The following is a 26,778-nucleotide window of genomic DNA, read 5'->3' on the forward strand; positions in this document are numbered from 1 at the left end:
ATTTCTCCGCCAGCCTCTTCATCTTCCCGGAGGGAAGATTATTTCACTTCGGCTTTCGCGCCGGCTTCGGTCAGCTGCTTCAGCACGTCTTCGGCTTCGGCCTTGGACACGGCTTCTTTCACAGCTTTCGGAGCGCCGTCGACCAGGTCTTTGGCTTCTTTCAGGCCCAGACCGGTGATCGCACGCACAACCTTGATCACGTTCACCTTGTTGTCGCCAGCGGCGTTCAGGATCACGTCGAATTCGGTTTTTTCTTCAACAGCAGCGGCAGCGGCCGGGCCGGCAACGGCAACGGCAGCGGCGGACACGCCGAACTTCTCTTCGAACGCCTTGACCAGCTCGTTCAGTTCCAGCACCGGCATAGCGGCAACGGCTTCGAGGATGTCGTCTTTGGTAATAGCCATTTGTAAAACTCCTGAATCGGTATTCGTGTAAAGCAAATCGGATTAAGCGGCTTCGGCCTGCTTCTGCTCGGCCACAGCGGCCAGAGCGCGAGCAAGACCAGCAACCGGAGCCTGCATAACGTACAGCAGCTTGGACAGCAGCTCTTCGCGGCTCGGGATAGACGCAAGCTCAGCAACCTGAGCGGCGTCCAGCACGTTGCCGTCGTAAGAACCCGCCTTGATGACGATCTTGTCATCCTGCTTGGAGAATTGATGCAGAACTTTGGCAGCAGCCACCGGATCAGCGGAAACGCCGTAGACCAGCGGACCGACCATGTGGTCAGCCAGACCGGCGAACGGGGTGCCTTCCACTGCACGGCGGGCCAGCGTGTTCTTCAGAACGCGCAGGTACACACCCTGCTCACGTGCTTTCGCACGCAGCTGGGTCAAGCTGCCCACCCCGATGCCGCGGTACTCGGCGATAACGACGGTCTGAGCTTTGGCAACTTCTGCCGCCACTTCAGCCACGACCACCTTCTTGGCTTCGATATTGAGACTCAAGGTCTACCTCCTAGTCATGAACGGAACGGCCTGTGCCATTCCCCTTCAGTGCAGCGGCGACCAGTTTCAGGAGACATTACGGAATTCCGCCATCGAAACTGGTGCCCATGGGCAGAATTGAACTGCCGACCTCTCCCTTACCAAGGGAGTGCTCTACCCCTGAGCTACATGGGCCCTATCCGACAGCAGATATAAAGCCTGCTGTTCGGGCACACCATCTGCGTAGGATGCTGAATACAGCGATTAAGCCCGAAGGCTCCTACGGTCTTTGACAATCTGGCAGCGGGCGAACCCGCCACCAGCCCAAAGCCTTGGCAAACCAGAGCGGCTTGCCGAAACATCACTTAAGCAGTAACGGTACCGGTATCTACGCGAACGCCGACGCCCATGGTGCTGGACACGGCGACCTTGCGCAGGTACTGGCCCTTGGCTGCAGCCGGCTTGGCTTTCAGCAGCGCATCAACCAGTGCATTCAGGTTTTCACGCAGCGCATCGGCTTCGAACGAAGCGCGACCGATGGTAGCGTGAATAATGCCGGCCTTGTCGGTACGATACTGGACCTGACCGGCCTTGGCGTTCTTCACGGCCTCGGCAACGTTCGGGGTCACGGTACCGACCTTCGGGTTCGGCATCAGGCCACGCGGGCCGAGGATCTGGCCGAGCTGACCGACCACGCGCATCGCATCCGGGGAGGCGATCACGATGTCGAAGTCGAGCTGACCGGCCTTGACCTGCTCGGCCAGGTCGTCGAAGCCGACGACTTCAGCACCGGCAGCCTTAGCCGCTTCGGCGTTGGCGCCTTGAGCAAACACGGCAACGCGAACCGACTTACCGGTGCCGCGCGGCAGCACGACGGAACCACGCACGACTTGGTCCGACTTACGCGGATCAACGCCGAGGTTCACGGAAATATCGATCGACTCGTCGAACTTGGCGGTAGCCGCGCCCTTGACCAGAGCGATGGCTTCGTCAACCGGGTACAGCTTGTTACGATCAACGTTGGCGTTGAGAGCTTGCAGACGCTTGGAAACCTTAGCCATCTTACAGACCCTCCACTTCGAGGCCCATCGAGCGGGCCGAACCAGCGATGATGCGCACCGCGGCGTCAAGATTGGCAGCGGTCAGGTCCGGCTGCTTGGCCTTGGCGATCTCTTCCAGTTGAGCGCGGGTCACCGTGCCGACCTTGTCGGTATGCGGCTTCGGCGAGCCCTTCTGGATGCCAGCGGCTTTCTTCAGCAGGATGGTCGCCGGCGGGGTCTTCATCACGAACGTGAAGGACTTGTCCGCGAAGGCGGTAATCACCACCGGAATCGGCAGACCCGGCTCAACACCCTGAGTCTGGGCGTTAAAGGCCTTGCAGAATTCCATGATATTCAGACCGCGCTGACCCAGAGCCGGGCCGATAGGCGGCGACGGGTTGGCTTTGCCAGCGGGCACTTGCAGCTTGATATAGCCGACAATCTTCTTTGCCACGATTTACTCCTAAAACGGGTGATAACGCGCACGCCAAGCGAGCGCTTCCCAGCGAAAGCGCAGAATTTTACACGCTTCCCAACAACCTGCCAATCAAAGTTTCTCGACCTGGCCGAATTCGAGTTCGACCGGCGTCTCGCGACCGAAGATTTGCACCGCTACGCGCAGCTTGTTGCGCTCGTAGTTGACTTCGTCGACCACGCCATTGAAGTCGGTGAACGGGCCGTCGTTGACGCGCACCTTCTCGCCCACTTCGAACAACACCTTCGGCCTCGGCTTTTCGGTACCCTCTTGCATCTGCTGCATGATGGCCTCGACCTCCTTGGCCGAGATCGGCGCCGGCCGGTTTGCCGTCCCACCGATGAAGCCGGTCACCTTGGGAGTACTCTTCACCAAGTGCCAGCTCTCGTCGGTCATTTCCATCTCGACCAGCACGTAACCCGGGAAGAACTTGCGCTCGGTGATCGACCTGCGACCGTTCTTGATGTCGACGACTTCTTCGACCGGCACCAGAATCTGGCCGAACAAATCCGGCACATCCGAGCGATCGATACGCTCGCGCAAGGCCTTTTGCACGCTCTTTTCAAAACCCGAATAGGCGTGCACCACATACCAACGTTTTGCCATTGCTTAACCTCGACCGAGCAGGAGATCGTAGAAGAGCCAGGAAAGACCAGAGTCGACCGACCACATGAAGAGCGCGAGCACCAGCACGAACAGGAACACGAGACCCGTCAGCTGCAGGGCCTCCTTGCGCTCGGGCCACACCACCTTGCGCGCCTCGCCGACCGAGTCCTGTGCGTAAGAAGCAAACGCCTTACCCGGCGCCGAAACCCACAGCACACCACCGGCCAGCACGAGACCCGCCACGAAGGCAAGCGCACGCAACAAGCCCTGCGACTCGGGAACCAGATAGAAACCCACGATACCGCCAACCAGCAACAAGGCCGCGAAAGCGAGCTTGAGTTTGTCTTGCATTTCCATGCGGAATATTCTCTTCGCGTATGCGACAAAAGACCAACCGGCGAAAACTCGCCGGTTAGTCTTGTTTGGCAGGCCAGGAGGGTCTCGAACCCCCAACCCTCGGTTTTGGAGACCGATACTCTACCAATTGAGCTACTGGCCTAAAAACCTTTCAGATATCGCGATTAGGCGATGATCTTGGCAACGACACCGGCGCCGACGGTACGACCGCCTTCACGGATGGCGAAGCGCAGACCTTCTTCCATGGCGATCGGCGCGATCAGTTCCACGGTGATGGACACGTTGTCGCCCGGCATCACCATTTCCACGCCTTCAGCCAGCGTCACCGCACCGGTCACGTCGGTGGTACGGAAGTAGAACTGCGGACGGTAGTTGGCGAAGAACGGGGTGTGACGACCGCCTTCGTCTTTCGACAGCACGTACACTTCAGCGCTGAACGTGGTGTGCGGGGTGATCGAACCCGGCTTGGCCAGCACCTGGCCACGCTCGACGTCTTCACGCTTGGTGCCGCGCAGCAGCACGCCGACGTTGTCGCCAGCCTGACCCTGGTCCAGCAGCTTGCGGAACATTTCCACGCCGGTGCAGGTGGTCTTGACGGTCGGCTTCAGGCCGACGATCTCGAGTTCTTCGCCGACTTTGACGATACCGCGCTCGACGCGGCCGGTCACCACGGTGCCGCGACCCGAGATCGAGAACACGTCCTCGATCGGCAGCAGGAACGGCTTGTCGATCGCGCGCTCCGGGGTCGGGATGTAGCTGTCCAGCGCGTCGGCCAAGCGGAAGATCGCCGGTTCGCCGTATTCGCTCTGGTCGCCTTCCAGCGCCAGACGCGCGGAGCCGGTGATGATCGGGGTGTCGTCACCCGGGAAGTCGTACGACGACAGCAGGTCGCGCACTTCCATTTCCACCAGTTCCAGCAGCTCGGCGTCGTCCACCAGGTCGGCCTTGTTCAGGAACACGATGATGTACGGCACGCCCACTTGGCGCGACAGCAGGATGTGTTCGCGGGTCTGCGGCATCGGGCCGTCAGCCGCCGAGCACACCAGGATCGCGCCGTCCATCTGGGCCGCGCCGGTGATCATGTTCTTCACATAGTCGGCGTGACCCGGGCAGTCCACGTGAGCGTAGTGGCGGGCTTCGGTTTCGTATTCAACGTGCGCGGTGTTGATGGTGATACCGCGGGCCTTCTCTTCCGGCGCGCTGTCGATCTGGTCGTAGCCCTTGGCTTCGCCACCGAATTTCTTCGACAGAATGGTGGTGATAGCAGCAGTCAGAGTGGTCTTACCATGGTCAACGTGACCGATGGTGCCAACGTTTACGTGCGGCTTCGTCCGCTCGAACTTTTCCTTAGCCATGGCAAATTCCCTGAATCCGAAAACAAGGTTAAGCGATGGTGCCCATGGGCAGAATTGAACTGCCGACCTCTCCCTTACCAAGGGAGTGCTCTACCCCTGAGCTACATGGGCCCTATGACAGGCGTTTACGCTTGGAGCGGGTGAAGGGAATCGAACCCTCGTCGTAAGCTTGGAAGGCTTCTGCTCTACCATTGAGCTACACCCGCCTTTACGATCTCGGACGCTTCCAGCTTCACGTCGTCAAGACGCTAAAGTAATCTGGTGGAGGGAGAAGGATTCGAACCTTCGAAGGCAGAGCCGTCAGATTTACAGTCTGATCCCTTTGACCGCTCGGGAATCCCTCCTGAAAGAGACCCGAATATTATAGATCGCCCGATTTTCCGTCAATACCTTTTCGCACATTTTTCCGTGTTTTTTGCCGCTCGAAAGCCGAAACGCCCCACCATTCATCAGAACGACGGGGCGTTTTCTTTCGGATCAACAACTTAGGCCTTTTCGCTGATCACGAGGTATTTCTGGTACAGCTGCTCCTGGGTCTCTTCGTGGCTCGGGTCGAGCGGAATACAGTCGACCGGGCAGACCTGCTGGCACTGCGGCTCGTCGTAATGGCCGACGCACTGGGTACAGAGATTCGGGTCGATCACGTAGATCTCTTCACCCTGCGAAATGGCGTTATTCGGGCATTCCGGTTCGCACACATCACAGTTGATGCATTCGTCGGTAATCATCAAAGACATGGACGGATTCCTTCACACTACTATCACGGACAACCTGGGATTCTGGCAGCCGTCAAGCCCGACGGCAAGCGCAATCGATCATTAGCTTATTCCTTTGGGCCAAGTTGCGCCACTTGCAACAACACACAGTGCACTTGTCCGGCCTTGGCCTCGCGCACGATCTGCCAGTCGCCGAGCGCCGGCAGGCGCCGCGCCTCGCAATAGAGGAAACCGCCGTCGGCGAGATGTTCCCGCATCAAAGGCAGCAGCGCCCCGAGCAGATCGCTGTCGAACGGCGGATCGAGCAGGATCAGGTCGAAGCGCTCGCGGCTATTCCTTATATATAAGTTGGCGTCGGCCTCGATGACTTCGATCTCGGCCGCGCTCAACATTTGTTTGTTATCGCGCAGGCTGGCGACGGCGACGCGCGACTTCTCCACCATCACGACACGCTTGGCTTCCCGGGACGCCGCCTCGAAACCGAGCGCACCGCTGCCGGCGAACAGGTCGAGACAGGTCCAGCCGTAGAGTTCCTGCCCCAGCCAGTTGAACAGCGTCTCGCGCACGCGGTCCGGCGTCGGGCGCAGGCCGGGCTGGTCGGGGAAGGAAAGCAGGCGGCGCCGGTAACGGCCGGCGATGATGCGCACCTGGTTGCGTGTCGCGCTCATGAAGACTCCAGAGAAGGGCAAGGCCGGCAGTTTACCGCGACTGGCCCGCCGGCTCACCCTTGGCGCCCTGCTCGGCCAACGTCGCCGGACCGATCACGACGGTAGCGAGCCTGGCCGGATCGATACGGCGACGCCACGCGTCACGCACGTCGGAAACGGTCAGCGCCGACACTTTTTTCGGGTAGTCGGACAGGAAAGTCAGCGGCAGCCGATACCAGCCGATCACCGCCAGATAGCCCAGGAGCTTGCGGTTGCTGTCGAAGCGCATCGGGAAGCCGCCGACGATATTGGCCTTGGCCTGTTCGAGTTCGGCCTCGGTCGGGCCGTCTGCGACGAAGTCGGCGATCGTGCTGCGCGCCACCGTCAGCGCTTCGCCCGCCTGGTCCTTGCGCGTCGAGAACGACACCTCGAACGGACCGGCCTTTTCATGAGGCGCCAGCATGCTCGACGCGCCGTAGGTCAGACCCCGCTTGTCGCGCAGCTCGCGCATCAGCCGCGCATCGAAACCGCCGCCGCCGAGCACGTAGTTGCCCGCCATCAGCGCGTAGTAGTCCGGATCGTGGCGCGTGATCAGCGGCAGGCCGAATACGACGTGCGCCTGGCTCGCCGGGTGGGCGATCACCTTCTGCTGCCCCGGCACGATGGCTGGAACGTCAGCCAGCGCCGGCGGCGCCGGGCGCCCCTTGGGCAGACCGGCGAGCAATCTCTCGGCCAAGCGTTGTGCGTCGGCACGCGTCAGATCGCCAACGATGGCGACCACCGCCGACTCCGGTCGGTAATACGTACGCCAGAACGCCAGCAGGTCTTCACGGCTTATGCGCTTGAGGCTGTCTGCCGACAGCCGGGCGCCGCTGCCGTACGGATGGGCCGGGTACATCAGCCGGGTCAGCTCGCGGCCGGCGAGAAAGCCCGGGTCGGTCTCCCGCTGGCGCAGGTTGTCGATGCTGCGCTCCCGCTCGCGCTTCAGCACCGCCTCCGGGAAGGCCGGATGCGCGACCAGGTCGGCGACCAGCGCGACCGCCGGATCGCGCACCTCAGGACGCGCGAGTACGCGCAGCGTGAGGCTCGCGCTGTCAGCGTCGGCCGAGCCAGACAGGCTGGCGGCCAGATCGGTGAGCCTCTCGCGCACCGCCTCCTCGCCCATCTTCGCGGTCCCCGCGTCGATGAGGCCGAGCGTGAGGTCGGCCAGCCCCGGCTTGCCGGAGGGGTCGCGCCGGTTGCCTGCGTCGAAGTTCAGCTGCACGTCGACGATAGCATTCTCGTGCGCCTCTACGAACAACACGCGCGCGCCCTCTTTCGTCTGCCAGCTCTGGAGCTGCGGATCGGCGAGCGCCGGCAGCGCGGCGGCCGCGACGCCGGCGGCGATAATCAGTCTTTGCAGGCGCATCAGCGCAGCTCCTTGGGGTTGGCCGGCGGCGCGACCTGGCGGCCTTTCAGCGGCTGGGCGACGAGCGTCACCACGGTGAGTTTGTCATCGACGAGGCTCTGCGCGGCGCGCTTGACCGCGGCGGCGTCGACCGCGAGCAGGCGGCGGTTCATCTCGTCCTCGTCGCGCCACGAAAAGCCGAGGCTCTCGAGCGAGCCGATCTGCATCGCCTGGCCGAACATCGAATCCTTCTCGAACACGCGGCTCGCCTCGACCTGGCGGCGCACGCGAGCGAGCTCTACCTCGCTGACGCCGCCCTGCGCGATGCGGGCGATCTCGCCCTTGAGCGCGGCCTCGAGCTTGCCCATGTCGGCGCCGTTGGCCGGCACCGCGGTCAGCGTGAACAGCGTCGCGCCGCGGCCGAGTGGGTCGTAGCTAGACGAGGCGCTCAGCGCGACCTTCTTCTCGCGCACCAGATGGCGCGGCAGACGCGCCGCGTCGTGGCCGTCGAGCAGCTCGGTCAGCATCGACAGTGCGTAGGGATCGGCCTCGGCCAACCTGGTGAGCCTGGGCACCTGCCAGGCGAGCGTCAGGTAGGACAGTTCGGACGGCGCCTTGACCGACACGCGCCGCACGCCCTTCTGCTCCGGCTCGCGCTGCGGCCGGCGCTCGGCCAACGTCTTGGACTTGAGCGGTTCGAACTCCTTGCGCGCCAGCGCGATCACCGCCTGCGGGTCGACGTCGCCGACCACCACCAGCGTCGCGTTGTTCGGCGCGTACCACTCCCGGTACCAGGCCCTGAGGTCGTCCGGCTTCATGTTCTGGATGTCATCCATCCAGCCGATCACCGGGTAGCGCACCGGGTTGGCGACGAAGGCGTTCGCGTACAGCGTTTCGGCGAGGATGCCGGTCGGCTGGTCGTCGGTGCGCCAGCGGCGCTCCTCCTTCACCACCTCGAGTTCTTTCTTGAACACGTCGTCGGCGATTGTGAGGTTGGCCATGCGGTCAGACTCCAGCGTCAGCGACAAGGGAAGCCTGTTCGCCGCCAGTTGCTGGAAGTAGACGGTGTAGTCGCGGCTGGTGAACGCGTTGTCCTGGCCGCCGGCGGCGGCGATGCGGCGCGAGAACTCGCCGGCCGGCACGGTCTTCGTCCCCTTGAACATCATGTGTTCCAACAGATGCGACAGGCCGGTGCGGCCGTTGACCTCATCGACCGAGCCGACGCGGTACCACAGCTGCGACACCGCGACCGGCGCGCGCGCGTCGCGCCGCACCACCACCTTGAGGCCGTTCTCGAGCGTCGCCTCGACCGTTTCGGCCGCCGCCGCGCCGGCTGCGGCGGCGAAAAGCCCCGCCACCACGAGCTTGTGCCAGTTTTTCATAGGCTTATTGGGAGCACTCCGGTAATTGACGATACAATTGCACCATTTTCATCGAGTTGCTTGACTCCGGATTCGCATGTTTAGTTTCTTCAAGAAGAAAGCCCCGCCCGCCGCTCCTGCCGCCCCGTTGCAGGAAGAGGCCGCCCTCCCGGTCGCCGACGAAGCCCTCGTCGCCGCGGAACCCGTCGCAGAAACCGCTGCGCCGACACCCATCACCCCGAGCCCCGCAGCTGCGTTGGCCGAAGACGCCCCCGTCGTCGCGCCGGCTCCGGACGCCGAAGCGGCGCCGGTCAAGAAGGCGAGCTGGACCGAGCGCCTGAAGGCCGGCCTGTCCAAGACGCGCGACAAGCTCGGCAAGTCGCTCGCCGGCCTGTTCGGCGGCGGCCAGATCGACGAGGACCTGTACGAAGAGCTGGAAACCGTGCTCTTGACTTCCGACATGGGCGTGCCGGCGACGACCGGGCTCCTGAAGGACGTTCGCGAACGCGTGACGCTGAAGGGCCTGAAGGACGCCAGCGAACTGAAGGGCGCGCTGAAGGACTCGCTGTCCGAGCTGATCGAACCGCTCGAAGTGCCGCTGTCGGTCGAAGGCGGGAAGCCCTTTGTCATCATGATGGCCGGCGTGAACGGCGCCGGCAAGACCACCAGCATCGGCAAGCTCGCCAAATACTTCCAGTCGCAGGGCAAATCGGTGCTCTTGGCGGCCGGCGACACCTTCCGCGCCGCGGCGCGCGAGCAGCTGATCGCCTGGGGCGACCGCAACAACGTCACCGTGATCGCGCAGCAGGGCGGCGACTCGGCGGCGGTGTGCTACGACGCGATCCAGGCGGCGCAGGCGCGCGGCATCGACATCGTGCTGGCCGACACCGCCGGCCGCCTGCCGACGCAGTTGCACCTGATGGAAGAGATCAAGAAGGTGAAGCGCGTGATCCAGAAGGCGATCCCCGACGCGCCGCACGAAATCATGCTGGTGCTCGACGCCAACATCGGCCAGAACGCGATCAACCAGGTGAAGGCGTTCGACGACGCGCTCGGCCTGACCGGCCTGGTGCTGACCAAGCTCGACGGCACCGCCAAGGGCGGCGTGATCGCGGCGATCGCCAAGGAGCGCCCGGTGCCGTTACGGTTCATCGGCGTCGGCGAAGGCATCGACGACCTGCGCCCGTTCGACGCACGCGACTACGTGAACGCGCTGTTCGATTGACGTGAACGCTTGCTGATGCAAAGGTTGGCCGAGTTCGGCCAACCTTTATCTTCCAACCGCGACTTCTCCGAGGTCCCGATGATCCAGTTCGATCAGGTCAGCAAACGCTACCCCGGCGGCATAGATGCACTGAAAAACCTGTCTTTCACGATCGAGTCCGGCGAAATGGTCTTCCTCGCCGGCCACTCCGGCGCCGGCAAGTCGACGCTGTTGAAGATGATCGCCGGCATCGAACGCGCGACCTCGGGCGGCGTGCTGGTCAACGGCCAGAACCTGTCGAAGCTGCGCGCGAGCCAGCTGCCCTATGTGCGCCAGCACATAGGCCTCGTGTTCCAGGACCACAAGATCCTCTACGACCGCAGCGTGTTCGACAACGTGATGATGCCGCTCGACATCATCGGCTACGACCGGCGCGAAGCGGTGCGCCGTGCGCGCGCCGCGCTCGACAAGGTCGGCCTCGCCGGCAAGGAGAAGACCGCGCCGGTCAGGCTGTCCGGCGGCGAACAGCAACGGCTGTGCATCGCGCGCGCGGTCGTACACCGCCCGGCGATCCTGCTGGCCGACGAACCCTCGGCCAACCTCGACCGCGCGTACGCGCTCGACATCATGGAATTGTTCAAATCCTTCCACCAGGTCGGCGTCACCGTACTCGTGTCGGCGCACGACGAAACGCTGATGGAAGACTACGGCCGGCGCATCCTGCGCCTTCGCGAAGGGCAGTTCGCCGCATGAAACACTATTTCTATCTGCACTGGCTAAGCGCGAAGACCGCGCTCGGCAAACTGCTGCGCCAGCCGCTGGCGAGCCTGTTGTCCTTGCTGATGCTGTCGATCGCGCTTGCGCTGCCGATCTCGCTGTACCTGACGGTGACGAGCCTGCAGGACTGGATCGGCCGGCTGACCGCGACGCCGCAGGTCACGCTGTTCATGGAGATGAGCGCCGAGGAGGCCGACCTCGCCGCGGTCAACGGTTCGCTCAAGGGCCACCCGAAGGTCGAATCGTACCAGTACGTGAACCGCACCCAGGCGCTCGCCGAGCTAGAAAACCGCCACGGCCTGGCCGGCGTCGCCGAGGGACTGGACGGCAACCCGCTGCCCGACGCCTTCGTCGTCACGCCGGCGACGCTCGAGCCGGGCGACCTCGAACGGCTGCAGAAGGAGTTGTCCGGCCTGCCGATGGTAGAGGAAGCGCAGTACGACGCGCACTGGGCGAAACGGCTGTACGGCCTGATGGAGCTAGGCAAACACCTGACCGTGGCGCTCGCCGTCGCGTTCGCGGTCGCGCTGGTGCTGGTCACGCACAACACCATCCGCATGCAGATCCTCGCGCGGCGCGACGAGATCGAGGTCGCCACGCTGATCGGCGCGACCGAGAGTTTCATCCGCCGCCCTTTCCTGTACCATGCCTTTTGGCAGGGCCTCTTGGCCGCGCTGATCGCGTGGGGCCTGTCGGCACTCTACGTCGCCAACGCGAACCCGGCGATCGTCGAGCTGGCGCGCCTCTACAACGAGCGCGTGGAACTCAGGGGCCTCGCGCCACTCGAACTGGCTGCGCTGATCGCAGGCGCGATCCTGTTGGCTGCGCTCGGCGCGCGGCTCGCCGCCAGCCACCACCTGCGCCGCCTCGCGCCGCGCTGAAGCCGCATAGTCTGGCCCTATCGGCCGATAGAAAATCACATTGACCGGGAACCCGGAACCGCCTGGCACTCTCCAATCGCGAGTGCTAGGATTGCTCTACCGAAGGAGGTAGTAGATACATGACAGCGACTTTCGCCTTGCCCGTCCCTTCTGCCAGCGGCAGCCTGGAGCAGTACATCCAGGGCGTGAACAGCGTCCCGATGTTGACCGCCGAAGAGGAAAACGCGCTCGCGACCCGCTTCTCCGAACACCAAGACCTCGACGCCGCCAAGCAGCTGGTGATGTCGCACCTGCGCGTCGTAGTGTCGATCGCTCGCGGTTACTCCGGCTACGGCCTGCCGCACGCCGACCTGATCCAGGAAGGCAATATCGGCCTGATGAAGGCGGTCAAACGCTTCGAACCGAACCGCGGCGTGCGCCTGTTTTCGTTCGCCGTGCACTGGATCAAGGCCGAGATCCACGAATTCATCCTGCGCAACTGGCGCCTGGTGCGCGTGGCCACGACCAAGCCGCAGCGCAAGCTGTTCTTCAACCTGCGCAGCATGAAGTCGACCTTCTCGGCGCTGTCCGACAAGGAAGCGCGCCACATCGCCGAACAGCTCGGCGTGAAACCCGAGGAAGTGCGCGAGATGGAAACGCGCATGAGCGGCCAGGACATCGCGCTGATGGCCGACGACGGCGACGACGAGGGCTTCGCGCCGATCGACTGGCTGGCCGACAGCGAGCACGAACCGACGCGTCGCCTCGAAAAGCAGGCGTTCGACCGCCTGCAAAGCCGGGGCTTGATCGAAGCGCTGGGCTCCCTCGACGCGCGTAGCCGCCGCATCGTCGAGGCGCGCTGGCTGGCCGACGACGGCGGCGCGACGCTGCACGAACTGGCCGCCGAGTTCGGCGTGTCGGCCGAGCGCATCCGCCAGATCGAAGCCAAGGCGCTGCAGAAGATGAAGGCGGCGATCGGCACGCGCGACGCGGCGCTGGTCTGACGCGTTTCTTTCGCCGCGACGAAAAACCCGGTCCATGCGACCGGGTTTTTTCATGGCTGGCGTTTGGCGGCACTTAAGGTTGGCCGAGCTGATTGCATGAGCGGCTCGGCCAACCCTGGCGCGCGTCAGCGATAGCGCTCGGGAAGCTTCGCGATCGCTTCTTCGGCCTGACGGCGCAGGCCGGCATACGCCGGATCGTCCTCGGGCAGGTCGTCGAGGAACTGCGGCGCGTAGGTCGGGAAGGAACCGAGCGCGCGCGCCATGCTGCGCTCGGCGCTCGTCTCGTCGCCCGCCAGCGCGGCGAGGCGCGCCTCCTTGAACAGCACGTCCGGGTATGGCCGGAACGCCGACAACTGCGCGATCCAGCGCCGCTTGGCGTCGAGGTTGCGCTTGTCGACGGTGAGATAGTTGTCGAGCGTGTTGAGCGCGTGAAAGGCGAACAGCGGCTCGGTGCGGACGATCTCGGCCAACCTCGCGACGCGCGCCTCGTCGCGCGCGCCCTGCCCGGTCGGCGAATAGAGGCTGACCATCTCCCAGTAGCGCGGAATCGCCATCAGTGACACGACGCCGAGCGCGACCGCCAGCACCAGGTTGGCCGAGCCTGCGAACAGGGAACGGCGTGGAGCGGCCGGCGCAAGCGCCATCATCATCACCAGCACGGCGAGGAAATACAGATACCACAGCGGGTATTCGAGCTGGCTGTGGATCAGCGTCGCCGCCATCACCGAAAGCGGCAGCACCTGCGCCGCGCGCGCAGCCCGGCCGAAATAAGGCCACACCGCCCAGGCGAAGCCGCCGATCGCCAACAGCGCGCCCGGCCAGCCCATCTCGGCCAAGAGCTGCATCTCGAGGTTGTGCGCGTTGGAGAACAGGCCGCTGTTGAAACCGGCGTCGCGGAACATCGGCAGCATCTGCAGACGTACGCTTTCGGCGGCGAACTGCGACCAGCCGGCACCGGTCAGCGGCGCATCGCCGAACACCAGCCAAGCCTTGTGCCACTCGGTGATGCGGCGCGCGCCCATGCCGTCGCCGCTGGCAGCGAGGCGCTCGATGCCGCTCTCAACCGTCATCGCGCTGTGGGTGAAATGCGCGACGAGAGCATTCACCAACGGCAGCACGAACTGCATCGCGACGATCGCCGCTGCCGCGACGGCGAAGGCCGCGAACAGCCGCTTCGATTCTTCGCCGCGCACACGCCAATGCCAGACGCCGGCGATCGCGACCAGCGCCACCGCGTAGATCAGCACCGTACGCGAGCTCGCCCACGCGATCGACAGCGCCAGCCAAAGCAAGAGGAAAACAAAAACGCGGCGCGACACCGCACGCTGCGCAAACAGGTAAGCGAGCGCGGCGCAGCCCCAGGTCAGATAGTGCGCATACTGGTTGCGCTGGCCGATATGGCCGAACACATTGGTCGTAGGGTGTGCGCGGTCGTAGAACAGCACGCCGCCCATGACCTCGGCCAACCCTGTGACCTGACAGAAGCCGATCGCGGACTGCAGCACGGCGCCGGTCAGCAGCGCCCACGCGAGCGAGCGCACCAAGTATTCTTCGCCCCAGCGCTCGGAGAGGCCCGCGGTGACGCCAGCCAGCAGCGCGAGAGACAGAAAACCGAGCGCCGTCGCCCAGTTCATGCCCGGGAAGTCGAGCGGCAGCCACAAGGGCTGCGCCGCCCAGAATGCGGCGAGCGCCAGCATCCACCACGCGGCGCGCGGCCAGCTCACCGCACTTGCGCGCGGCGCACAGAGCCAGGCGAGCACAGCGAGCCACACCACCGTCGCCTCCCCCCACCATTGCGGCAACGGAACGTAGTGCAGGCGCGAGATAAAGGGCAGGACCGCGACCGCGCACCAGGCGAGAAGCGCGGCGCGGTTGAGGACGGCTTGGACAGGCATCGGACGGCTCGCTACGGGCAAAACAACCATGTTAACGCATCCTGCACCTTCAACGCCGCGACACTTTAAGCAAGGCCGACGCGGCATCGGCCGCCGCCACCGGCCCGCCGGCCTTGTAGGCTTGCGCGGCGCGCGCGGTGAACGCGGCCAGCGGTTTCATCGCCGGGTCTTTCATCTGCGCAAAGTAGGCCATGTAGGCGGGCGTCAGCCCCGGATAGGCGGCGACCGCCATCGCCAGCGCCTCTTTGGCGCCGCGCGTATCGCCTTGCATCTGCCTGGCGACGGCCAGCTTCTGCAGCACGTTCGGATACGGCCGGTAGCTCGCCAGCCGCTCGAACAGCGGGCGCTGAACGGCCACGAGTTGACGGCTCGGGATCTGATAACCCGACAAGACCAGGTCGGCCTCGTACGACCACAGCGGGTTGCGGCCGAGGTCGACCAGGGAACGGATGCGCTCGACGTTCTCGGCCGGCGACGGCGACGGGTAGAGCCAAGCGCTCAGGTTGCGGAAGTGCGACACGCCGGTCGCCGCGTAGGCGAGCACGGCGACCGCCAACACGGTCGCGAAGAAACGGCGCAAGGAAGAACGCACCGGCAGGCCGATCGCCGGCGCCGGAGAAAACCCCAGCAACAGCGTCACACCCAGCAGGAAGGGCAGATACCACAACGGATACTCGAACAGGCTGTGGATCGTACTGATCATCAGCATCGCGAGGACGAACAGGCTGTTAGCGTTCGCCGCCCGCCGGGCAAACAAGGGCCATGCCGCCCACAAGCCACCACCGACGACGATAATGGTGCCGGCGACACCCGTCTCGGCCAGCAATTGCATGAAGATATTGTGCGTATGCGTGAACAGCGCATTCTCCGGCATGCGACCAAAGAGGCCGAGTGCCTCGAGGCGCACGCTCTCGTAGGCATACCCCCCCCAGCCGACGCCGGCCAGCGGATGGTCGAGAAAGACTCGCCAAGCCTTCGCCCATTCGACACGGCGGCGCGCGCCGAAGCCGGCGTCCATCATGCGCTCGGAACCGCTGGCCGCATGAACCGGCAAACCGAGCCAGCGCAGGAAAGCGTTGATCTCCTGGCTCCACAACAGGCAGACCGCCAGGCACAGCAGCGCGATCCCTGCCGCCTTGCCGAACCGCCTCAAAGCGCCGTCGTCGGCGCGCCGCAGCCAGATCAGCGTCAGTACGCCGAGACCGAGGCCGTAGCCGAGCACCAAGCGCGAAGCGGACCAGCCCATCAGCAAGGCCAGCGCCAGCGCGACCGGGACGAACAGACCGATGCGCAGCCGGCCGACGCTGTGCAGATAGCAGGCCGACACCAGCCCCCAGCCGAGGTAGTGACCGAGCTGGTTGCGCTGACCGATGTTGCCGAGCACCGTGGTCGGCGCGTTCATGTCGAACAGCAACCAGCCCTGCGCCAGCGGCGCGAGGCCGAGCGCTTGGGCGAAGCCGATCGCCGCCTGCAGCAAGGCGCCGAGTAGCACGACGGCGGCAAAAGTTGTCAGCACGGCGTCGCGACCCAGACGCGCGATAGCCTGCTGCTGGAGCGACGCGGCGAGCATTAGAAGCAGCAGCACGGTGGCGGCCTGCAGCGCCACGCCCGGATAGGCGGGCATCACGCTCAACGAAGGCAGCACCAAGCCCACGGCCAACGCGGCCAGTCCGAGCTGGACCCGGTGCAGCCGCGCCGACGGCGAAACGGATGGCAGCCAGGCAGCGAACAACGCGGCGAGCGCGATCAAGGCGGCGGCGGCGACGTCGCTGCACCAGTCGGGCAATGGCGCGTAGCGCAAAGGGCTGAGGAACGCAAAGGAAAGAGGTGCCAGCAACATGGCACCCAGCATATGTGGGGCGAACCGGAAACGCATGGATTAACCCATGAAAAACGGGCGGTTACCCGCCCGTTCGAGAAGGATGACGACTCGGAAATTAGCCGCGGCAGTTGGCCGGCAAATATTTCACATTGATACCAGACGAGGCCGCTACAGCGCACCTCCACTCGACCCCAGTAGAAGACAGGGTAGGCGTCAGAGCAAATTGGTTTGCACCACTCGCAACCTCGCCACCGACATTCGCCGCATTCAGCACTACAGTAATCACCCCACTAGTCCCAACAGTAAGGCTGGTAACGTATTTTGAAGTGGTCGACGTAACTCCTGCCGACGCATTGCTGACCGGCAACACGTTATTAGTCAACGCAAATTCAGAAACGGCCGTTTTGGCCGCTGCTGCAGCTTGCATACCTTCACTTACTTTGGCTCGTACCGTGTAATCCTGGTACGCCGGAATCGCGATCGCGGCCAAAATACCGATGATCGCGACGACGATCATCAGTTCGATCAAGGTAAAGCCCTGTTGTGCCTTCTTCATTTCCACTCCTCGTTATAGGTATGCATTAAAAATGCAGGGGTAATTTATCACAAACTCATTCATTCCCGGCAACTGGAAGGCATAAGCCGTCGCAAAGTGGACTCTCCGCCGCAGCGCCAGCGGTAGGAACCGCTCGCGTCCTCTTCGGAGGCGAGCCAGACTTGGGCGTTGTCCTGCACCTTGTCGTTCAACGTGATCCGGATCACGCCGACCGAACCCGATGCCGCCAGGGTCAACGCCTTCACGGCTTCGCCCCAGTAAGCCTCCGGTTCCTGCAGTCCCGCCGACGCGTTGCTGGTCGGCCAAGCCCCCTTCGACGCGTGATACTCCTCGGCCGACGTTTTCACGCTGCCGGCGAAGCCCATCGCCTCGGCCAGATAAGCGCGCTTGGTGTAGTCCTGATACGCGGTTATCGCCATCGCTGCGAGGATGCCGACAATCGCGATCACGATCATCAGCTCTATCAGCGTGAAACCTTGTTCACGGTCTTTCATGGCATAACCTCTTGTGCGCGGATATGACAAAGCATGGATCGTGCCAGCCGCTTTTCCTGAAGATTTTCCCGTTTCACGCCGCAAATTACGGCGTCATTGGTCACGAACTGACAATTTGCGTCAGTCCCGTCACGTAAACGGCGGCTATGTTAGCATCGCGCATCATTTAAATTCCTGCTTTGACGAGGCGAACGTGAGCGAATCCAGCGACTGGCTCGAACGCAGCCGACGCGCGGTATGGCACCCGTGCACCCAGATGAAACGCCACGAGCGGCTGCCGCTGATCCCGATCGCGCGCGGCGACGGCGCGTGGCTGATCGATTTCGACGGCAAGCGCTACCTCGACGCGGTCAGCTCGTGGTGGGTGAACCTGTTCGGCCACGGCCATCCGGCGATCAAGGACGCGATCAAGGCGCAGCTCGACACGCTCGAGCACGTGATGCTGGCCGGTTTCACCCACGCGCCGGTGGTAGAACTATCGGAGCGGCTCGCCGCGCTGTCCGGCCTCGGCCACGCGTTCTACGGCTCGGACGGCTCGAGCGCGACCGAGATCGCGCTGAAGATGAGCTTCCACTACTGGAAGAACCTCGGCCAGGCGCAAAAGTGCCGCTTCGTCAGCCTGGAGAACGGCTACCACGGCGAGACGGTAGGCGCGCTGGCTGTGACCGACGTGCCGCTGTTTTCGGCGACCTACGCCGAACTTACGCACAAGGGCCTGCGCGTGCCGACGCCCGACGCGCGCCTCGCCTTGCCCGGCGAGAGCGCCGCCGACGTCGCTGCGCGCGCCGCGACCGCGCTCGAGAACGTGCTGGCCAAGCGTCACGGCGAGATCGCCGCGCTGATCCTCGAGCCGCTGGTGCAGGGCGCCGCCGGGATGGCGATGTACCACCCCGACTATCTGAAGCGCGCGCGCACCGCGTGCGAGCGCTACGGCGTGCACCTGATCGCCGACGAGATCGCGGTCGGCTTCGGCCGCACCGGTACGCTGTTCGCGTGCGAGCAGGCCGGCATCCGTCCCGACTTCCTGTGCCTGTCGAAAGGCATCACCGGCGGATTTTTGCCGCTGTCGTGCGTATTGACGACCGATTCGGTATACGATGCATTTTATGACGATGACGTCGCGCGCGGCTTCCTGCATTCGCACAGCTATACCGGCAACCCGCTCGCGTGCAGCGCGGCGCTCGCGGTGCTCGACCTGTTCGAGCGCGAAGACGTGCTGTCCGCCAACCGCGACAAGGCCGAGCGCTTCAGCAAGCTGATGGCGCCGTTGGCCGAGCATGAAGCGGTGCGACATTTTCGCCACACCGGCATGATCTGGGCGTTCGACGTTACGACGTCGCGCGCCGACTTCTCGCAGGCCTTCTTCTCGGCGATGCTGGAAAAATCGTGCCTGACGCGACCGATCGGCCAATCGGTCTACTTCATGCCGCCTTACGTGGTCGACGACGAGCAGATGGCGCAACTCGTCGATGCGACCCTCGAAACGCTGTCGACGCTGCGCCTGGCCGGCGACGACGAAGCCGCCGAGGCGGCCCTGCCCTGACGATGTGAAAGCATGGAAGCGATCCTGGTTGATACCGACCCGGGCAGCGTGGCCGATTGGCTGGCCCGCCTGCCCTACGCCCAACCCAAACTGGCGGCCAAGCTGCTCGCCGAGACGGTGCACGCGCTCAACCGCGCCGAAGCGAAGCCTGCGCTGCGCCAGAAGCTGATGCGGCTGTACGCCGAGGCGGCCGACAAGCTGATGCACGCCGCCGAGAATGCGCTGGCGCTCGAGGAACTGACGCTGTCGCAGGACGCGCAGATCATCGCGTCGCGCACCCAGCGCGCGTTGGCCGAGGTCCATCGCGGCACGCTGCTCTGCCTGTCCGAACAATTGCAGAAGAAGGGGTGGTTCGAGCGCGACCAGCCCAAGGTCGAACTCGTCGTGCAGGCGCTGGCCAGCGCGCGTGCCTGGCTCGGCTGGGTGCACCAGAGCTATTTGCCGTTGCCGCGCGGCTTCTGGCACGAGGTGCACGCCCTCTACCGCCTCGCCGACGAGCGCGGCTGGCTGCGCGAGGCGCGCGACGCGTTGCCGCAGGCCATCACGCTCTACCGCGAACTGTTGCTGCTCGGCCTCACCGACAGCCGTCGCCTGACGCAGGAGCAGATCCGCTGGCTGCGCGCCGCCTTGCCCGAACTGGCGGCGACCGCACGCGTCCTGCCGCTGACCGGTCCGCTCGACGGCGGCCGCGGAGCCTACCTGGTCGACACCGCCGCCGACGCCCAGCCGTGCTACATGCTGATAGCGCCGCGCGACCCCGCGCACAGCTGGCTGTGGCTCGACCTGTCCAACACGCTGGCCGCGCTCGCCTTGCGCGAAGACAAGCTCAAGCACGCCCTGGCACAGGGCCCTGACGGCGCGGCGGAGGCCGAATTCGAACTGATCCAGCTGCTGTCGCACGCTTGGCAGCAGCCGCAGCGCCGCCGCCATTCGCGCGATGCGGCCAGCGGCGAATTGAACGTCGTCAGCCAACTCGCCGCCATCTGGCGGCACCTGAACGACGGCGCGGCGGCGCAGCCCCAGGCTCACGCGGACGCTCCACCCTGCCCATTGAGCGTCGTCAACCAGAGTCCGATCGGGCTGATGCTGCGCGGCGTGCCGCAAGGCCACAGCCTGCGCGCCGGCGACGTGCTGTTCGCCGAGGACCACGGCGTGCCGGCCGGCCTGTTCTTCATCCGCTGGGTGACGCTGGTGCAGGACCGGCCGCTGGTCGAATGCGGCATCGAACGCATCGCGACCGAAGCGCGCGCCGCCGAGGCGATGCCGAGCATCACCCGCGCCGACGACCACTTCCTGCCGGCGCTGATCGTGCCCGGCAACCCGCGCTTCGGCGTCAGCGAGCGCTTGTTGATGCCCGGCCGCGTGTTCGGCCGGCTGCGCGAGTTCCGGCTGCGCGACGGCGGCGTTGAGCGGCTGATACGCGTGACGCGCATCGTCAGCCAGTCGCCGTACTACCAGTTGATGGAATTCCGCGCGAGCGAAGACTTCTGACGCCTTCCCGATGACCGGCAAGCTTGGCCGAGCTTTTGTCACCCAGGCTCGGCCAAGCTTCGCGGCGCGCTATAATCTCCCGATCCGTTTTTCAAGAAGACAGACATGCAATCGGTCATTCACGCGGCCAGCCGCATCGTGGTCAAGGTGGGCTCGAGCCTCGTCACCAACGACGGCAAGGGGCTGGACAGGGACGCGCTCGCGCGCTGGGCGGCGGAAATCGCCGACCTCAGGCGCCGCGGCAAGGAAGTGGTGTTGGTGTCCTCGGGCGCGATCGCCGAGGGCTGCCAGCGCCTCGGCTGGACGACGCGGCCGAAGGCGGTGCACGAGCTGCAGGCCGCCGCCGCGGTCGGCCAGATGGGGCTCGCTCAGGCCTACGAGACCGCGTTCTCGCTGCACGGCCAGAAGACCGCGCAGGTGCTGCTCACGCACGAAGACCTCGCCGACCGCACCCGCTATCTCAACGCGCGCTCGACGCTGACCGCGCTGTTGGCGCTGAACGTCGTGCCTATCATCAACGAGAACGACACCGTCGTCACCGACGAGATCCGCTTCGGCGACAACGACACGCTCGGCGCGCTCGTCACCAACCTGATCGAGGCCGACGCGCTCGTCATCCTCACCGACCAGCAGGGCCTGTACACCGCCGACCCGCGCAAGGACCCGGCCGCCGAGTTCGTTCACGAGGCACAAGCGGGGGATATGGCGCTCGAGGCGATGGCCGGCGGCGCGGGTTCCAGCGTCGGCACCGGCGGCATGTACACCAAGATCGTCGCCGCCAAGCGCGCGGCACGCAGCGGCGCGGCGACGGTGATCGCCAGCGGCCGCGAAGCGAACGTGCTGTCGCGGCTCGCCGACGGCGAAGGCATTGGCACGCAGCTGATCGCGCCGACCACGCGCATGGCCGCGCGCAAACAATGGCTGGCCGACCATCTGAAACTGTCCGGCCGTCTGGTGCTCGACGCCGGCGCGGCGCGCGCCTTGCGCGAGAACGGCGTCAGCCTGCTGCCGATCGGCGTGATCGGCGTCGACGGCGACTTCCTGCGCGGAGAGGCGGTCGCCTGCGTCGACGAGAACGGCGCCGAGGTCGCGCGCGGCCTCGTCAACTACAGCTCGGACGAGGCGAGGCTGATCATGCGCCACCCGACGCGCGAGATCGAAACGGTGCTCGGCTATCTGGTCGAACCAGAGCTGATCCACCGCGACAATATGGTCAGCCTGTGAGATATCCCGGTCCACGAAAAAACCGCCCAGATGGGCGGTTTTTGTTTTTCGACTCCCAGCGCGCCGCGTCTCAGAAGTGGTAGGAGACGTTGACGCCGATCTCGTCGGTCTTGTTCTTCGGCTCCATGCCGCTTCCTATCACGATCCCCGAAACACGAATCGGTTGCGTATCGCTGTCGTCGATCCGCCACGCGCGCCAGAACGGCGTGATCGACACCGCCTTGCGCTCCTCGAGCTCGCGCACGAAGGAGGCGCTCAGCTCGAAGCCATAACCGTGCTTCTGGTTATTTTTCAGGTCTTCGGCGGCCGGGTTGATATCGCTCAGGCGCGACACCTGCTTGCCCTTGAGCAAGTAGTTGTACGACAGCTTGGGTTCCACTTTCCACTCGCTGCCCAGCGCGTGGACGCTGCGCAAGCCGAGCGTCGCGTACTGGTAGGTGGACTCGCGCTGATAGCCGCCGAGACCGGCTTCCTGCAGCTTGTCCTCCAGACGGCGGCGACCCAGACCGATCTCGGGAATGATCCGCTGCTGGCCGACGTCGAAGTCATGCTGATAGACCAGGCGGAGATCGTAGGTACTGCGCCCCAAACCGCTGTGCTCGCTCGACGCACTCGAGTAGTCGGCATCGCCCCAGCCCCAACGCCCCTCCAAGGACAAGGCGTCTTTCTCGCTCAAATCGAAACGGATCGCGCCGCTGACGCCGAGCATGCGCGCCTTTTCTTCCATGAAGCGCGAACCGTCAAGGGTTTCTTCATACTTTTCCTGGTAACCCTCAAGGCCGACCTTGACGATAGGCTGGCTGCTGTCGGCCAGTGCCACGAAGGATGACATCAGCCCTAGCAAGCCCAACGATGCGACAGTTTTTTTCATTGTGTTCAGACTTTATGGCTTTAGTGGAAGACCGGCATTTTCGTTAGCGCAACAAACAATGTCAAACGGATATTTGTCCTGGGCATGCCCTGTTACAAATACGCTTGAGCCAGGCGCTGCTTGCAGCTTGCCGGCGCGAATGATCCTGGTAGCGTCATCTTGACGACGGCCAAGGGAAGGCCCCGCAGGAGCAAGGTTGGCCGAGCCTTGACAAGACGAGTAGGTGCCTGTCACTGCGGGAAGGGATGTGGCAAGCCTGGCGCGAGTTCGGGGGGCGGGAAGCGGCCGGCAGGGCGCCGGCCGCGCGGCGGCTCACTCGCCGAGGTGCTTGTCGTGGTGCTTGATCTCGATCGCGCGCACGATCACATAGGCGATCATCGCGGCCAGGAAGAACAGCAGCATCATCCACGCGATGCTCTGCAGCGTCTCGATCAGCGTGCGGTAGATCTCGAGCGTCCAGCGCATGCCGTTCAGCTCCAGCGTCGCCGACTCGCGGCTGGCCGTCACGTACTTCTCGAGCTCCCACAAGCGCACGCCGCCCGACACGCCGACCACGAGGATCGCGAAGCGCAGATACTTGCGCCACGCGTCGGCCAGGTCGTCGCCGACGATGCGCGCGAGGATCTTCTGCACCGCGGAATCGAAGAAGCGCGCGGTGACGTAGGCGGTGGCCAGCGCTACCACGAGCGTTGCCACCAACAGAGCGAAGAACATGCGTATCCCCTAATGTGTGATGTAAGCGATTGTACGCGAAACGCTTGCCCCCCCACCATCGCCCCCGACAGCGTCATCGCGTTGACAACTTACCAAGCAGTAAGTAAGGTCGTTTCTGGCTAACAAGACCACAACGACCATCATTCATAAGGTGGCCAACACGAGGATGCCCCCATGACCGCTTACCCCGCCTTGCTCGCCCCGCTCGACCTGGGCTTCACGACGCTGAAAAACCGCGTGCTGATGGGGTCGATGCACACCGGCCTCGAAGAGGCGCCGCAAGGCTTCGAAAAGATGGCCGCCTTCTACGCCGAGCGCGCGCGCGGCGGCGTCGGCCTGATCGTCACCGGCGGCGTGGCGCCGAACGAGGAAGGCCGCGTCGCCGAGGGCGCGGCGATGCTCACGGACGAAGCAGAGGTGCCCCACCACCGCCTCGTCACCGACGCGGTGCACGAAGCAGGCGGCAAGATCGCGCTGCAGATCCTGCACACCGGGCGCTACAGCTATCAGGAAACGCTGGTCGCGCCGTCTGCATTGCTCGCGCCGGTCAACTTCTACACGCCGCACGAGATGAGCGAAGATGACATCGAGCGCACCATCGCCGATTTCGCGCGCTGCGCGAGGCTCGCTCAAGCCGCCGGCTACGACGGCGTCGAGGTGATGGGTTCCGAGGGCTATCTGATCAACCAGTTCATCGCGCGCCGCACCAACCACCGCACCGATCGTTGGGGCGGCGCGTTCGAGAACCGCATCCGCTTCCCACTCGAAGTGCTGAAAGCCGTACGCGCGGCGACGGGTCCCGACTTCATCATCATCTACCGGCTATCTATGCTCGACCTGGTCGACGACGGCAGCTCGTGGGATGAAGTCGTCGCGCTCGCCAAGGAGGTCGAAAAGGCCGGCGCGACGATCATCAACACCGGCATCGGCTGGCACGAGGCGCGCGTGCCGACCATCGCAACCATGGTGCCGCGCGGCGGCTTCTCATGGGTGACCCGCCGCCTCAAGGGCGAGGTGAAGCTGCCCTTGATCACCACCAACCGCATCAACACGCCCGAGGTCGCCGAACAAATCCTCGCCGAAGGCTCGGCCGACATGGTGTCGATGGCGCGGCCCTTCCTCGCCGACCCGGCCTTCGTCGCCAAGGCGGCGGCCGGCAAGCCCGAGACGATCAACACCTGCATCGGCTGCAACCAGGCCTGTCTCGACCACATCTTCCAGGGCCGGCTGACGTCGTGCCTCGTCAACCCCTTCGCGTGTCGCGAGACCGAGCTCAAGGTCGAACCGGCGACGATGAAGAAGACGATCGCCGTCGTAGGCGCGGGCCCGGCCGGCCTCGCATTTTCGTGCACCGCCGCCGAGCGCGGCCACGCGGTGACCTTGTTCGACGCGGCGGATCAGATCGGCGGCCAGTTCAATATCGCCAAGCAGATCCCCGGCAAGGAAGAATTCCACGAGACGTTGCGCTACTTTGGCGAACGGCTGAAGTCGGCCGGCGTTCAAGTTAAGCTCGGCCAACGTGTCGCCGCGTCGGACCTCGAACGCTTCGACGAGGTCGTGCTCGCCACCGGCATCGCGCCGCGCCTGCCCGACGTCGACGGCATCGACCATCCGAAGGTCTTGAGCTATTTGGATGTATTGCGCCACAACAAGCCGGTAGGCAAGACGGTGGCGATCATCGGCGCCGGCGGCATCGGCTTCGACGTCGCCGAATACCTGACGCAGGACGGCGAATCGACGTCGCTCGATCCGTCCGCCTTCATGACCGAGTGGGGCGTTGACATGAACGTCAGCCGCCCCGGCGGCCTCGCGCCGCAGGGCCCGCAGCCGCACCCGAGTCCGCGCAAGGTGTGGCTGCTGCAGCGCAAGAACAGCAAGCCCGGCGAAAAGCTCGGCAAGACTACCGGCTGGATCCACCGCGCGAGCCTGAAGATGAAGGGCGTAGAGATGCAGGGCGGCGTCAGCTACGACCGCATCGACGACGCCGGCCTGCACGTGACGATAGGCGGCGAGGAGGCGACGCTCGCGGTCGACAACGTGATCGTCTGCGCCGGCCAGGAGCCGCTGCGCGAGTTGGCCGAGCCCTTGAAGGCGCTCGGCAAGCCGGTGCACCTGATCGGCGGCGCCGACGTCGCGACGGAGCTGGACGCCAAGCGCGCGATCGACCAGGGCACGCGCCTCGCGCTCGCGATCTGATTCGTTCTTAAAAAAAGCTCGGCCAACCTTCATAAGGTTGGCCGAGCTTTTTGACGAATAAGGGCAAACGAATCAGTCGAGCGTGCGCCGCATCTTGCGCCCCGCCACCGGCGCGAGGCCGTTGGCCTGGTAGAAGGCGAAGGAGCGGGCAAACGCGGGCAGCGGCGGCGTGGTGACTTCGAGCGCGCGCCAGCCGTCGGCGCGACCCAGCGTCTGCGCCTCACACAACAGGCGTTGGCCTACACCGTGCGAGCGCCATTCGGGGCGCACGTAGCACTCCTGCACGACGCCGATGCCTTCGGCGCTGGCGAGGGTGGCGACGCCGACGGCGCGGCCGGCCATTTCGGCGATCAGCGCGCGGGTCTCGCCGCCGTTCAGCCGTTCGCGGCAGGATTGACGGTTTTCAGCGACGTCGAACGCCGAATGGCGCAGGTCGGTGCGGGCGCAGATTTCGGCCATCAGCGCCAGCACCAGGTCGGCCACGGTATCGGCATCCTGGAGGCGGGCTTCGCGCACGGTCACGGGGTACGGTGTCATGGCGGGCAAGAAGGGACGGATATCAGCGCAGTTTATTCCTCGCCCGCGCCGAATGAAGTCCGGAGATTCCCTACTGCCGCACCTCGACGCGCGTCACAGCCGCGGTTCGACCGCCGCGCGCAGGTTGGCCTCGCTGACGGCGCCGAGCAATCGCGCGACGACCTTGCCGTCGCGGTCGAGCACCACGGTGTACGGCAGACCGCCCGACGGGTTGCCGAGGCCGCGCATCAGATTCATCGTGTTCGCGTCGCCCATCCACACCGGGTAGCCGATCTTCAGTTGCTTGACGAAGGGTCTGACCTCGGCCGGCTGGTCGAGTGCGATGCCGACCATCGTCATGCCGCGGCCCTTCAGCTCGCGCGCGACCTTGTCGAGCATCGGCATCTCTTCGCGGCACGGTGCACACCAGGTCGCCCAGAAATTGACCACGGTGACCTTGCCCTTGAACACGTCGAGGCTCACCGGCCGGCCGGACAGATCGGCGAAGCGCGCGCCGGCAAACACCGGGTTGGCCGAGGCCGGCAGCGCGGCGGCGGCTAGACAGGCCGCCAGCGCGATGCTCAGCAGCCGGGTTGTGACGATTCGGTTTTTCATTCGGGTTTCCTTGGCGAAGGTCGGGAGGCGTCGATTGTAAGCGCGCCCTCCCTTTATCGGCGATGCGCGCCGCCCGTGCTTGACCGGCCGCGCGGCCGCCGGTTCCGGGCGTGGTAAAATCGGCCATCG

General features: G+C 64.8%; 27 protein-coding genes and 5 tRNA genes. 8 read left to right on the forward strand and 24 right to left on the reverse strand.

Features of this window, described 5'->3' with window-relative positions:
- Positions 1 to 38 precede the first annotated feature (38 nt).
- From rplL to DWG20_RS03630, 16 genes are all read right to left on the reverse strand, one after another.
- On the reverse strand, positions 39 to 404 hold the full coding sequence (gene rplL, locus DWG20_RS03555) for a 50S ribosomal protein L7/L12 (protein WP_115432514.1): 366 nt from the start codon (positions 402 to 404) through the stop codon (positions 39 to 41).
- A gap of 42 nt (positions 405 to 446) precedes the next feature.
- Positions 447 to 944 (reverse strand): 50S ribosomal protein L10, encoded by a 498-nt coding sequence (gene rplJ, locus DWG20_RS03560; protein ID WP_115432515.1) that lies wholly within the window; start codon positions 942 to 944, stop codon positions 447 to 449.
- Between the two features lie 99 nt (positions 945 to 1,043).
- Positions 1,044 to 1,118 (reverse strand) — tRNA-Thr (locus DWG20_RS03565).
- A 170-nt stretch (positions 1,119 to 1,288) separates the two neighbouring features.
- Positions 1,289 to 1,984 (reverse strand): 50S ribosomal protein L1, encoded by a 696-nt coding sequence (rplA, locus tag DWG20_RS03570; protein ID WP_115432516.1) that lies wholly within the window; start codon positions 1,982 to 1,984, stop codon positions 1,289 to 1,291.
- Between the two features lies 1 nt (position 1,985).
- Positions 1,986 to 2,417: a 50S ribosomal protein L11 gene (rplK, locus tag DWG20_RS03575; RefSeq protein WP_115432517.1), complete on the reverse strand. Its 432-nt coding sequence runs from the start codon at positions 2,415 to 2,417 to the stop codon at positions 1,986 to 1,988.
- A 93-nt stretch (positions 2,418 to 2,510) separates the two neighbouring features.
- Positions 2,511 to 3,044, reverse strand: a complete 534-nt coding sequence (gene nusG, locus DWG20_RS03580) for a transcription termination/antitermination protein NusG (protein WP_115432518.1) — start codon at positions 3,042 to 3,044, stop codon at positions 2,511 to 2,513.
- A 3-nt stretch (positions 3,045 to 3,047) separates the two neighbouring features.
- The gene (secE, locus tag DWG20_RS03585) at positions 3,048 to 3,401 is read right to left on the reverse strand and encodes a preprotein translocase subunit SecE (protein ID WP_115432519.1); all 354 of its coding nucleotides are present in this window, start codon (positions 3,399 to 3,401) and stop codon (positions 3,048 to 3,050) included.
- A gap of 66 nt (positions 3,402 to 3,467) precedes the next feature.
- Positions 3,468 to 3,543: transfer RNA gene (locus DWG20_RS03590), tRNA-Trp, on the reverse strand.
- A 22-nt stretch (positions 3,544 to 3,565) separates the two neighbouring features.
- Positions 3,566 to 4,756 (reverse strand): elongation factor Tu, encoded by a 1,191-nt coding sequence (gene tuf, locus DWG20_RS03595; protein ID WP_115432508.1) that lies wholly within the window; start codon positions 4,754 to 4,756, stop codon positions 3,566 to 3,568.
- 36 nt (positions 4,757 to 4,792) lie between these two features.
- Positions 4,793 to 4,867 (reverse strand) — tRNA-Thr (locus tag DWG20_RS03600).
- 21 nt (positions 4,868 to 4,888) lie between these two features.
- Positions 4,889 to 4,962: transfer RNA gene (locus tag DWG20_RS03605), tRNA-Gly, on the reverse strand.
- A 53-nt stretch (positions 4,963 to 5,015) separates the two neighbouring features.
- Positions 5,016 to 5,100, reverse strand: a tRNA-Tyr gene (locus tag DWG20_RS03610).
- 141 nt (positions 5,101 to 5,241) lie between these two features.
- Positions 5,242 to 5,493 carry a YfhL family 4Fe-4S dicluster ferredoxin gene (locus DWG20_RS03615; protein ID WP_115432520.1) on the reverse strand — a complete coding sequence of 84 codons (252 nt, stop codon included), beginning with the start codon at positions 5,491 to 5,493 and terminating at the stop codon, positions 5,242 to 5,244.
- 86 nt (positions 5,494 to 5,579) lie between these two features.
- Complete coding sequence (gene rsmD / locus DWG20_RS03620) at positions 5,580 to 6,140, reverse strand: 16S rRNA (guanine(966)-N(2))-methyltransferase RsmD (RefSeq protein WP_115432521.1); 561 nt, start codon at positions 6,138 to 6,140, stop codon at positions 5,580 to 5,582.
- 31 nt (positions 6,141 to 6,171) lie between these two features.
- Positions 6,172 to 7,527 carry a M16 family metallopeptidase gene (locus DWG20_RS03625; protein WP_115432522.1) on the reverse strand — a complete coding sequence of 452 codons (1,356 nt, stop codon included), beginning with the start codon at positions 7,525 to 7,527 and terminating at the stop codon, positions 6,172 to 6,174.
- Positions 7,527 to 8,888, reverse strand: coding sequence for a M16 family metallopeptidase (locus DWG20_RS03630; protein WP_115432523.1), 1,362 nt, complete (start codon positions 8,886 to 8,888; stop codon positions 7,527 to 7,529). The genes DWG20_RS03625 and DWG20_RS03630 overlap by 1 nt, the downstream gene beginning before the upstream one ends.
- Positions 8,889 to 8,964: 76 nt before the next feature.
- Between DWG20_RS03630 and ftsY the strand changes: the two genes are divergently transcribed.
- The 4 genes from ftsY (at position 8,965) to rpoH (ending at position 12,712) form a co-directional block, all read left to right on the forward strand.
- Entirely contained in the window at positions 8,965 to 10,092 is a 1,128-nt protein-coding gene (gene ftsY / locus DWG20_RS03635) for a signal recognition particle-docking protein FtsY (protein WP_115432524.1), read from the forward strand.
- A gap of 78 nt (positions 10,093 to 10,170) precedes the next feature.
- Positions 10,171 to 10,824 (forward strand): cell division ATP-binding protein FtsE, encoded by a 654-nt coding sequence (gene ftsE / locus DWG20_RS03640; RefSeq protein WP_115434718.1) that lies wholly within the window; start codon positions 10,171 to 10,173, stop codon positions 10,822 to 10,824.
- Positions 10,821 to 11,729 (forward strand): permease-like cell division protein FtsX, encoded by a 909-nt coding sequence (gene ftsX, locus DWG20_RS03645; RefSeq protein WP_115432525.1) that lies wholly within the window; start codon positions 10,821 to 10,823, stop codon positions 11,727 to 11,729. Before ftsE ends, ftsX begins: the two co-directional genes overlap by 4 nt.
- Positions 11,730 to 11,848: 119 nt before the next feature.
- On the forward strand, positions 11,849 to 12,712 hold the full coding sequence (gene rpoH, locus DWG20_RS03650; protein ID WP_115432526.1) for an RNA polymerase sigma factor RpoH: 864 nt from the start codon (positions 11,849 to 11,851) through the stop codon (positions 12,710 to 12,712).
- Between the two features lie 125 nt (positions 12,713 to 12,837).
- Here rpoH and DWG20_RS03655 read toward each other — a convergent pair whose 3' ends face one another.
- The 4 genes from DWG20_RS03655 to DWG20_RS03670 all read right to left on the reverse strand — a co-directional run bounded on the left by DWG20_RS03655 (position 12,838) and on the right by DWG20_RS03670 (position 17,479).
- Positions 12,838 to 14,607: a PglL family O-oligosaccharyltransferase gene (locus DWG20_RS03655; RefSeq protein ID WP_115432527.1), complete on the reverse strand. Its 1,770-nt coding sequence runs from the start codon at positions 14,605 to 14,607 to the stop codon at positions 12,838 to 12,840.
- A 49-nt stretch (positions 14,608 to 14,656) separates the two neighbouring features.
- Positions 14,657 to 16,447 carry a PglL family O-oligosaccharyltransferase gene (locus DWG20_RS03660; RefSeq protein ID WP_181880966.1) on the reverse strand — a complete coding sequence of 597 codons (1,791 nt, stop codon included), beginning with the start codon at positions 16,445 to 16,447 and terminating at the stop codon, positions 14,657 to 14,659.
- 97 nt (positions 16,448 to 16,544) lie between these two features.
- Positions 16,545 to 16,985, reverse strand: a complete 441-nt coding sequence (locus DWG20_RS16535; protein WP_115432529.1) for a pilin — start codon at positions 16,983 to 16,985, stop codon at positions 16,545 to 16,547.
- A 59-nt stretch (positions 16,986 to 17,044) separates the two neighbouring features.
- Complete coding sequence (locus tag DWG20_RS03670; protein WP_115432530.1) at positions 17,045 to 17,479, reverse strand: pilin; 435 nt, start codon at positions 17,477 to 17,479, stop codon at positions 17,045 to 17,047.
- Positions 17,480 to 17,672: 193 nt separating this feature from the next.
- Between DWG20_RS03670 and bioA the strand changes: the two genes are divergently transcribed.
- The 3 genes from bioA to proB all read left to right on the forward strand — a co-directional run bounded on the left by bioA (position 17,673) and on the right by proB (position 21,737).
- The gene (gene bioA, locus DWG20_RS03675; protein ID WP_115432531.1) at positions 17,673 to 19,022 is read left to right on the forward strand and encodes an adenosylmethionine--8-amino-7-oxononanoate transaminase; all 1,350 of its coding nucleotides are present in this window, start codon (positions 17,673 to 17,675) and stop codon (positions 19,020 to 19,022) included.
- 12 nt (positions 19,023 to 19,034) lie between these two features.
- Complete coding sequence (locus tag DWG20_RS03680; protein WP_115432532.1) at positions 19,035 to 20,513, forward strand: hypothetical protein; 1,479 nt, start codon at positions 19,035 to 19,037, stop codon at positions 20,511 to 20,513.
- Positions 20,514 to 20,618: 105 nt separating this feature from the next.
- Positions 20,619 to 21,737: a glutamate 5-kinase gene (gene proB, locus DWG20_RS03685; RefSeq protein WP_115432533.1), complete on the forward strand. Its 1,119-nt coding sequence runs from the start codon at positions 20,619 to 20,621 to the stop codon at positions 21,735 to 21,737.
- Positions 21,738 to 21,807: 70 nt separating this feature from the next.
- On the opposite strand, the gene DWG20_RS03690 is transcribed toward proB, so the two are convergent.
- Positions 21,808 to 22,569, reverse strand: a complete 762-nt coding sequence (locus DWG20_RS03690) for a hypothetical protein (protein ID WP_115432534.1) — start codon at positions 22,567 to 22,569, stop codon at positions 21,808 to 21,810.
- Positions 22,570 to 22,920: 351 nt separating this feature from the next.
- Complete coding sequence (locus DWG20_RS03695) at positions 22,921 to 23,322, reverse strand: hypothetical protein (protein WP_115432535.1); 402 nt, start codon at positions 23,320 to 23,322, stop codon at positions 22,921 to 22,923.
- Positions 23,323 to 23,496: 174 nt separating this feature from the next.
- Between DWG20_RS03695 and DWG20_RS03700 the strand changes: the two genes are divergently transcribed.
- Positions 23,497 to 25,518, forward strand: a complete 2,022-nt coding sequence (locus DWG20_RS03700; RefSeq protein WP_115432536.1) for an NADPH-dependent 2,4-dienoyl-CoA reductase — start codon at positions 23,497 to 23,499, stop codon at positions 25,516 to 25,518.
- Positions 25,519 to 25,590: 72 nt separating this feature from the next.
- Here DWG20_RS03700 and DWG20_RS03705 read toward each other — a convergent pair whose 3' ends face one another.
- Complete coding sequence (locus tag DWG20_RS03705) at positions 25,591 to 26,055, reverse strand: GNAT family N-acetyltransferase (RefSeq protein WP_115432537.1); 465 nt, start codon at positions 26,053 to 26,055, stop codon at positions 25,591 to 25,593.
- Between the two features lie 93 nt (positions 26,056 to 26,148).
- On the reverse strand, positions 26,149 to 26,649 hold the full coding sequence (locus DWG20_RS03710; RefSeq protein WP_115432538.1) for a TlpA family protein disulfide reductase: 501 nt from the start codon (positions 26,647 to 26,649) through the stop codon (positions 26,149 to 26,151).
- Positions 26,650 to 26,778: the final 129 nt, after the last annotated feature.

Origin of the sequence: Crenobacter cavernae, assembly GCF_003355495.1 — a bacterium.
Taxonomy (GTDB): Bacteria; Pseudomonadota; Gammaproteobacteria; order Burkholderiales; family Chromobacteriaceae; genus Crenobacter; species Crenobacter cavernae.

What these genes read in the sequence shown, in the direction of transcription:
- ftsY (WP_115432524.1), top strand. Translation starts at nt 8,965, where the DNA reads ATGTTTAGTTTCTTCAAGAAGAAAGCCCCGCCCGCCGCTCCTGCCGCC.
- DWG20_RS03710 (WP_115432538.1), bottom strand. Translation starts at nt 26,649, where the DNA reads ATGAAAAACCGAATCGTCACAACCCGGCTGCTGAGCATCGCGCTGGCG.
- DWG20_RS03700 (WP_115432536.1), top strand. Translation starts at nt 23,497, where the DNA reads ATGACCGCTTACCCCGCCTTGCTCGCCCCGCTCGACCTGGGCTTCACG.
- DWG20_RS03615 (WP_115432520.1), bottom strand. Translation starts at nt 5,493, where the DNA reads ATGTCTTTGATGATTACCGACGAATGCATCAACTGTGATGTGTGCGAA.
- rplA (WP_115432516.1), bottom strand. Translation starts at nt 1,984, where the DNA reads ATGGCTAAGGTTTCCAAGCGTCTGCAAGCTCTCAACGCCAACGTTGAT.
- rplL (WP_115432514.1), bottom strand. Translation starts at nt 404, where the DNA reads ATGGCTATTACCAAAGACGACATCCTCGAAGCCGTTGCCGCTATGCCG.
- ftsE (WP_115434718.1), top strand. Translation starts at nt 10,171, where the DNA reads ATGATCCAGTTCGATCAGGTCAGCAAACGCTACCCCGGCGGCATAGAT.
- DWG20_RS03690 (WP_115432534.1), bottom strand. Translation starts at nt 22,569, where the DNA reads ATGTCATCCTTCGTGGCACTGGCCGACAGCAGCCAGCCTATCGTCAAG.
- secE (WP_115432519.1), bottom strand. Translation starts at nt 3,401, where the DNA reads ATGGAAATGCAAGACAAACTCAAGCTCGCTTTCGCGGCCTTGTTGCTG.
- tuf (WP_115432508.1), bottom strand. Translation starts at nt 4,756, where the DNA reads ATGGCTAAGGAAAAGTTCGAGCGGACGAAGCCGCACGTAAACGTTGGC.
- nusG (WP_115432518.1), bottom strand. Translation starts at nt 3,044, where the DNA reads ATGGCAAAACGTTGGTATGTGGTGCACGCCTATTCGGGTTTTGAAAAG.
- DWG20_RS03625 (WP_115432522.1), bottom strand. Translation starts at nt 7,527, where the DNA reads ATGCGCCTGCAAAGACTGATTATCGCCGCCGGCGTCGCGGCCGCCGCG.
- ftsX (WP_115432525.1), top strand. Translation starts at nt 10,821, where the DNA reads ATGAAACACTATTTCTATCTGCACTGGCTAAGCGCGAAGACCGCGCTC.
- DWG20_RS03680 (WP_115432532.1), top strand. Translation starts at nt 19,035, where the DNA reads ATGGAAGCGATCCTGGTTGATACCGACCCGGGCAGCGTGGCCGATTGG.
- DWG20_RS03660 (WP_181880966.1), bottom strand. Translation starts at nt 16,447, where the DNA reads ATGTTGCTGGCACCTCTTTCCTTTGCGTTCCTCAGCCCTTTGCGCTAC.
- DWG20_RS03630 (WP_115432523.1), bottom strand. Translation starts at nt 8,888, where the DNA reads ATGAAAAACTGGCACAAGCTCGTGGTGGCGGGGCTTTTCGCCGCCGCA.
- DWG20_RS03705 (WP_115432537.1), bottom strand. Translation starts at nt 26,055, where the DNA reads ATGACACCGTACCCCGTGACCGTGCGCGAAGCCCGCCTCCAGGATGCC.
- DWG20_RS16535 (WP_115432529.1), bottom strand. Translation starts at nt 16,985, where the DNA reads ATGAAGAAGGCACAACAGGGCTTTACCTTGATCGAACTGATGATCGTC.
- DWG20_RS03695 (WP_115432535.1), bottom strand. Translation starts at nt 23,322, where the DNA reads ATGTTCTTCGCTCTGTTGGTGGCAACGCTCGTGGTAGCGCTGGCCACC.
- rpoH (WP_115432526.1), top strand. Translation starts at nt 11,849, where the DNA reads ATGACAGCGACTTTCGCCTTGCCCGTCCCTTCTGCCAGCGGCAGCCTG.
- DWG20_RS03670 (WP_115432530.1), bottom strand. Translation starts at nt 17,479, where the DNA reads ATGAAAGACCGTGAACAAGGTTTCACGCTGATAGAGCTGATGATCGTG.
- proB (WP_115432533.1), top strand. Translation starts at nt 20,619, where the DNA reads ATGCAATCGGTCATTCACGCGGCCAGCCGCATCGTGGTCAAGGTGGGC.
- DWG20_RS03655 (WP_115432527.1), bottom strand. Translation starts at nt 14,607, where the DNA reads ATGCCTGTCCAAGCCGTCCTCAACCGCGCCGCGCTTCTCGCCTGGTGC.
- rsmD (WP_115432521.1), bottom strand. Translation starts at nt 6,140, where the DNA reads ATGAGCGCGACACGCAACCAGGTGCGCATCATCGCCGGCCGTTACCGG.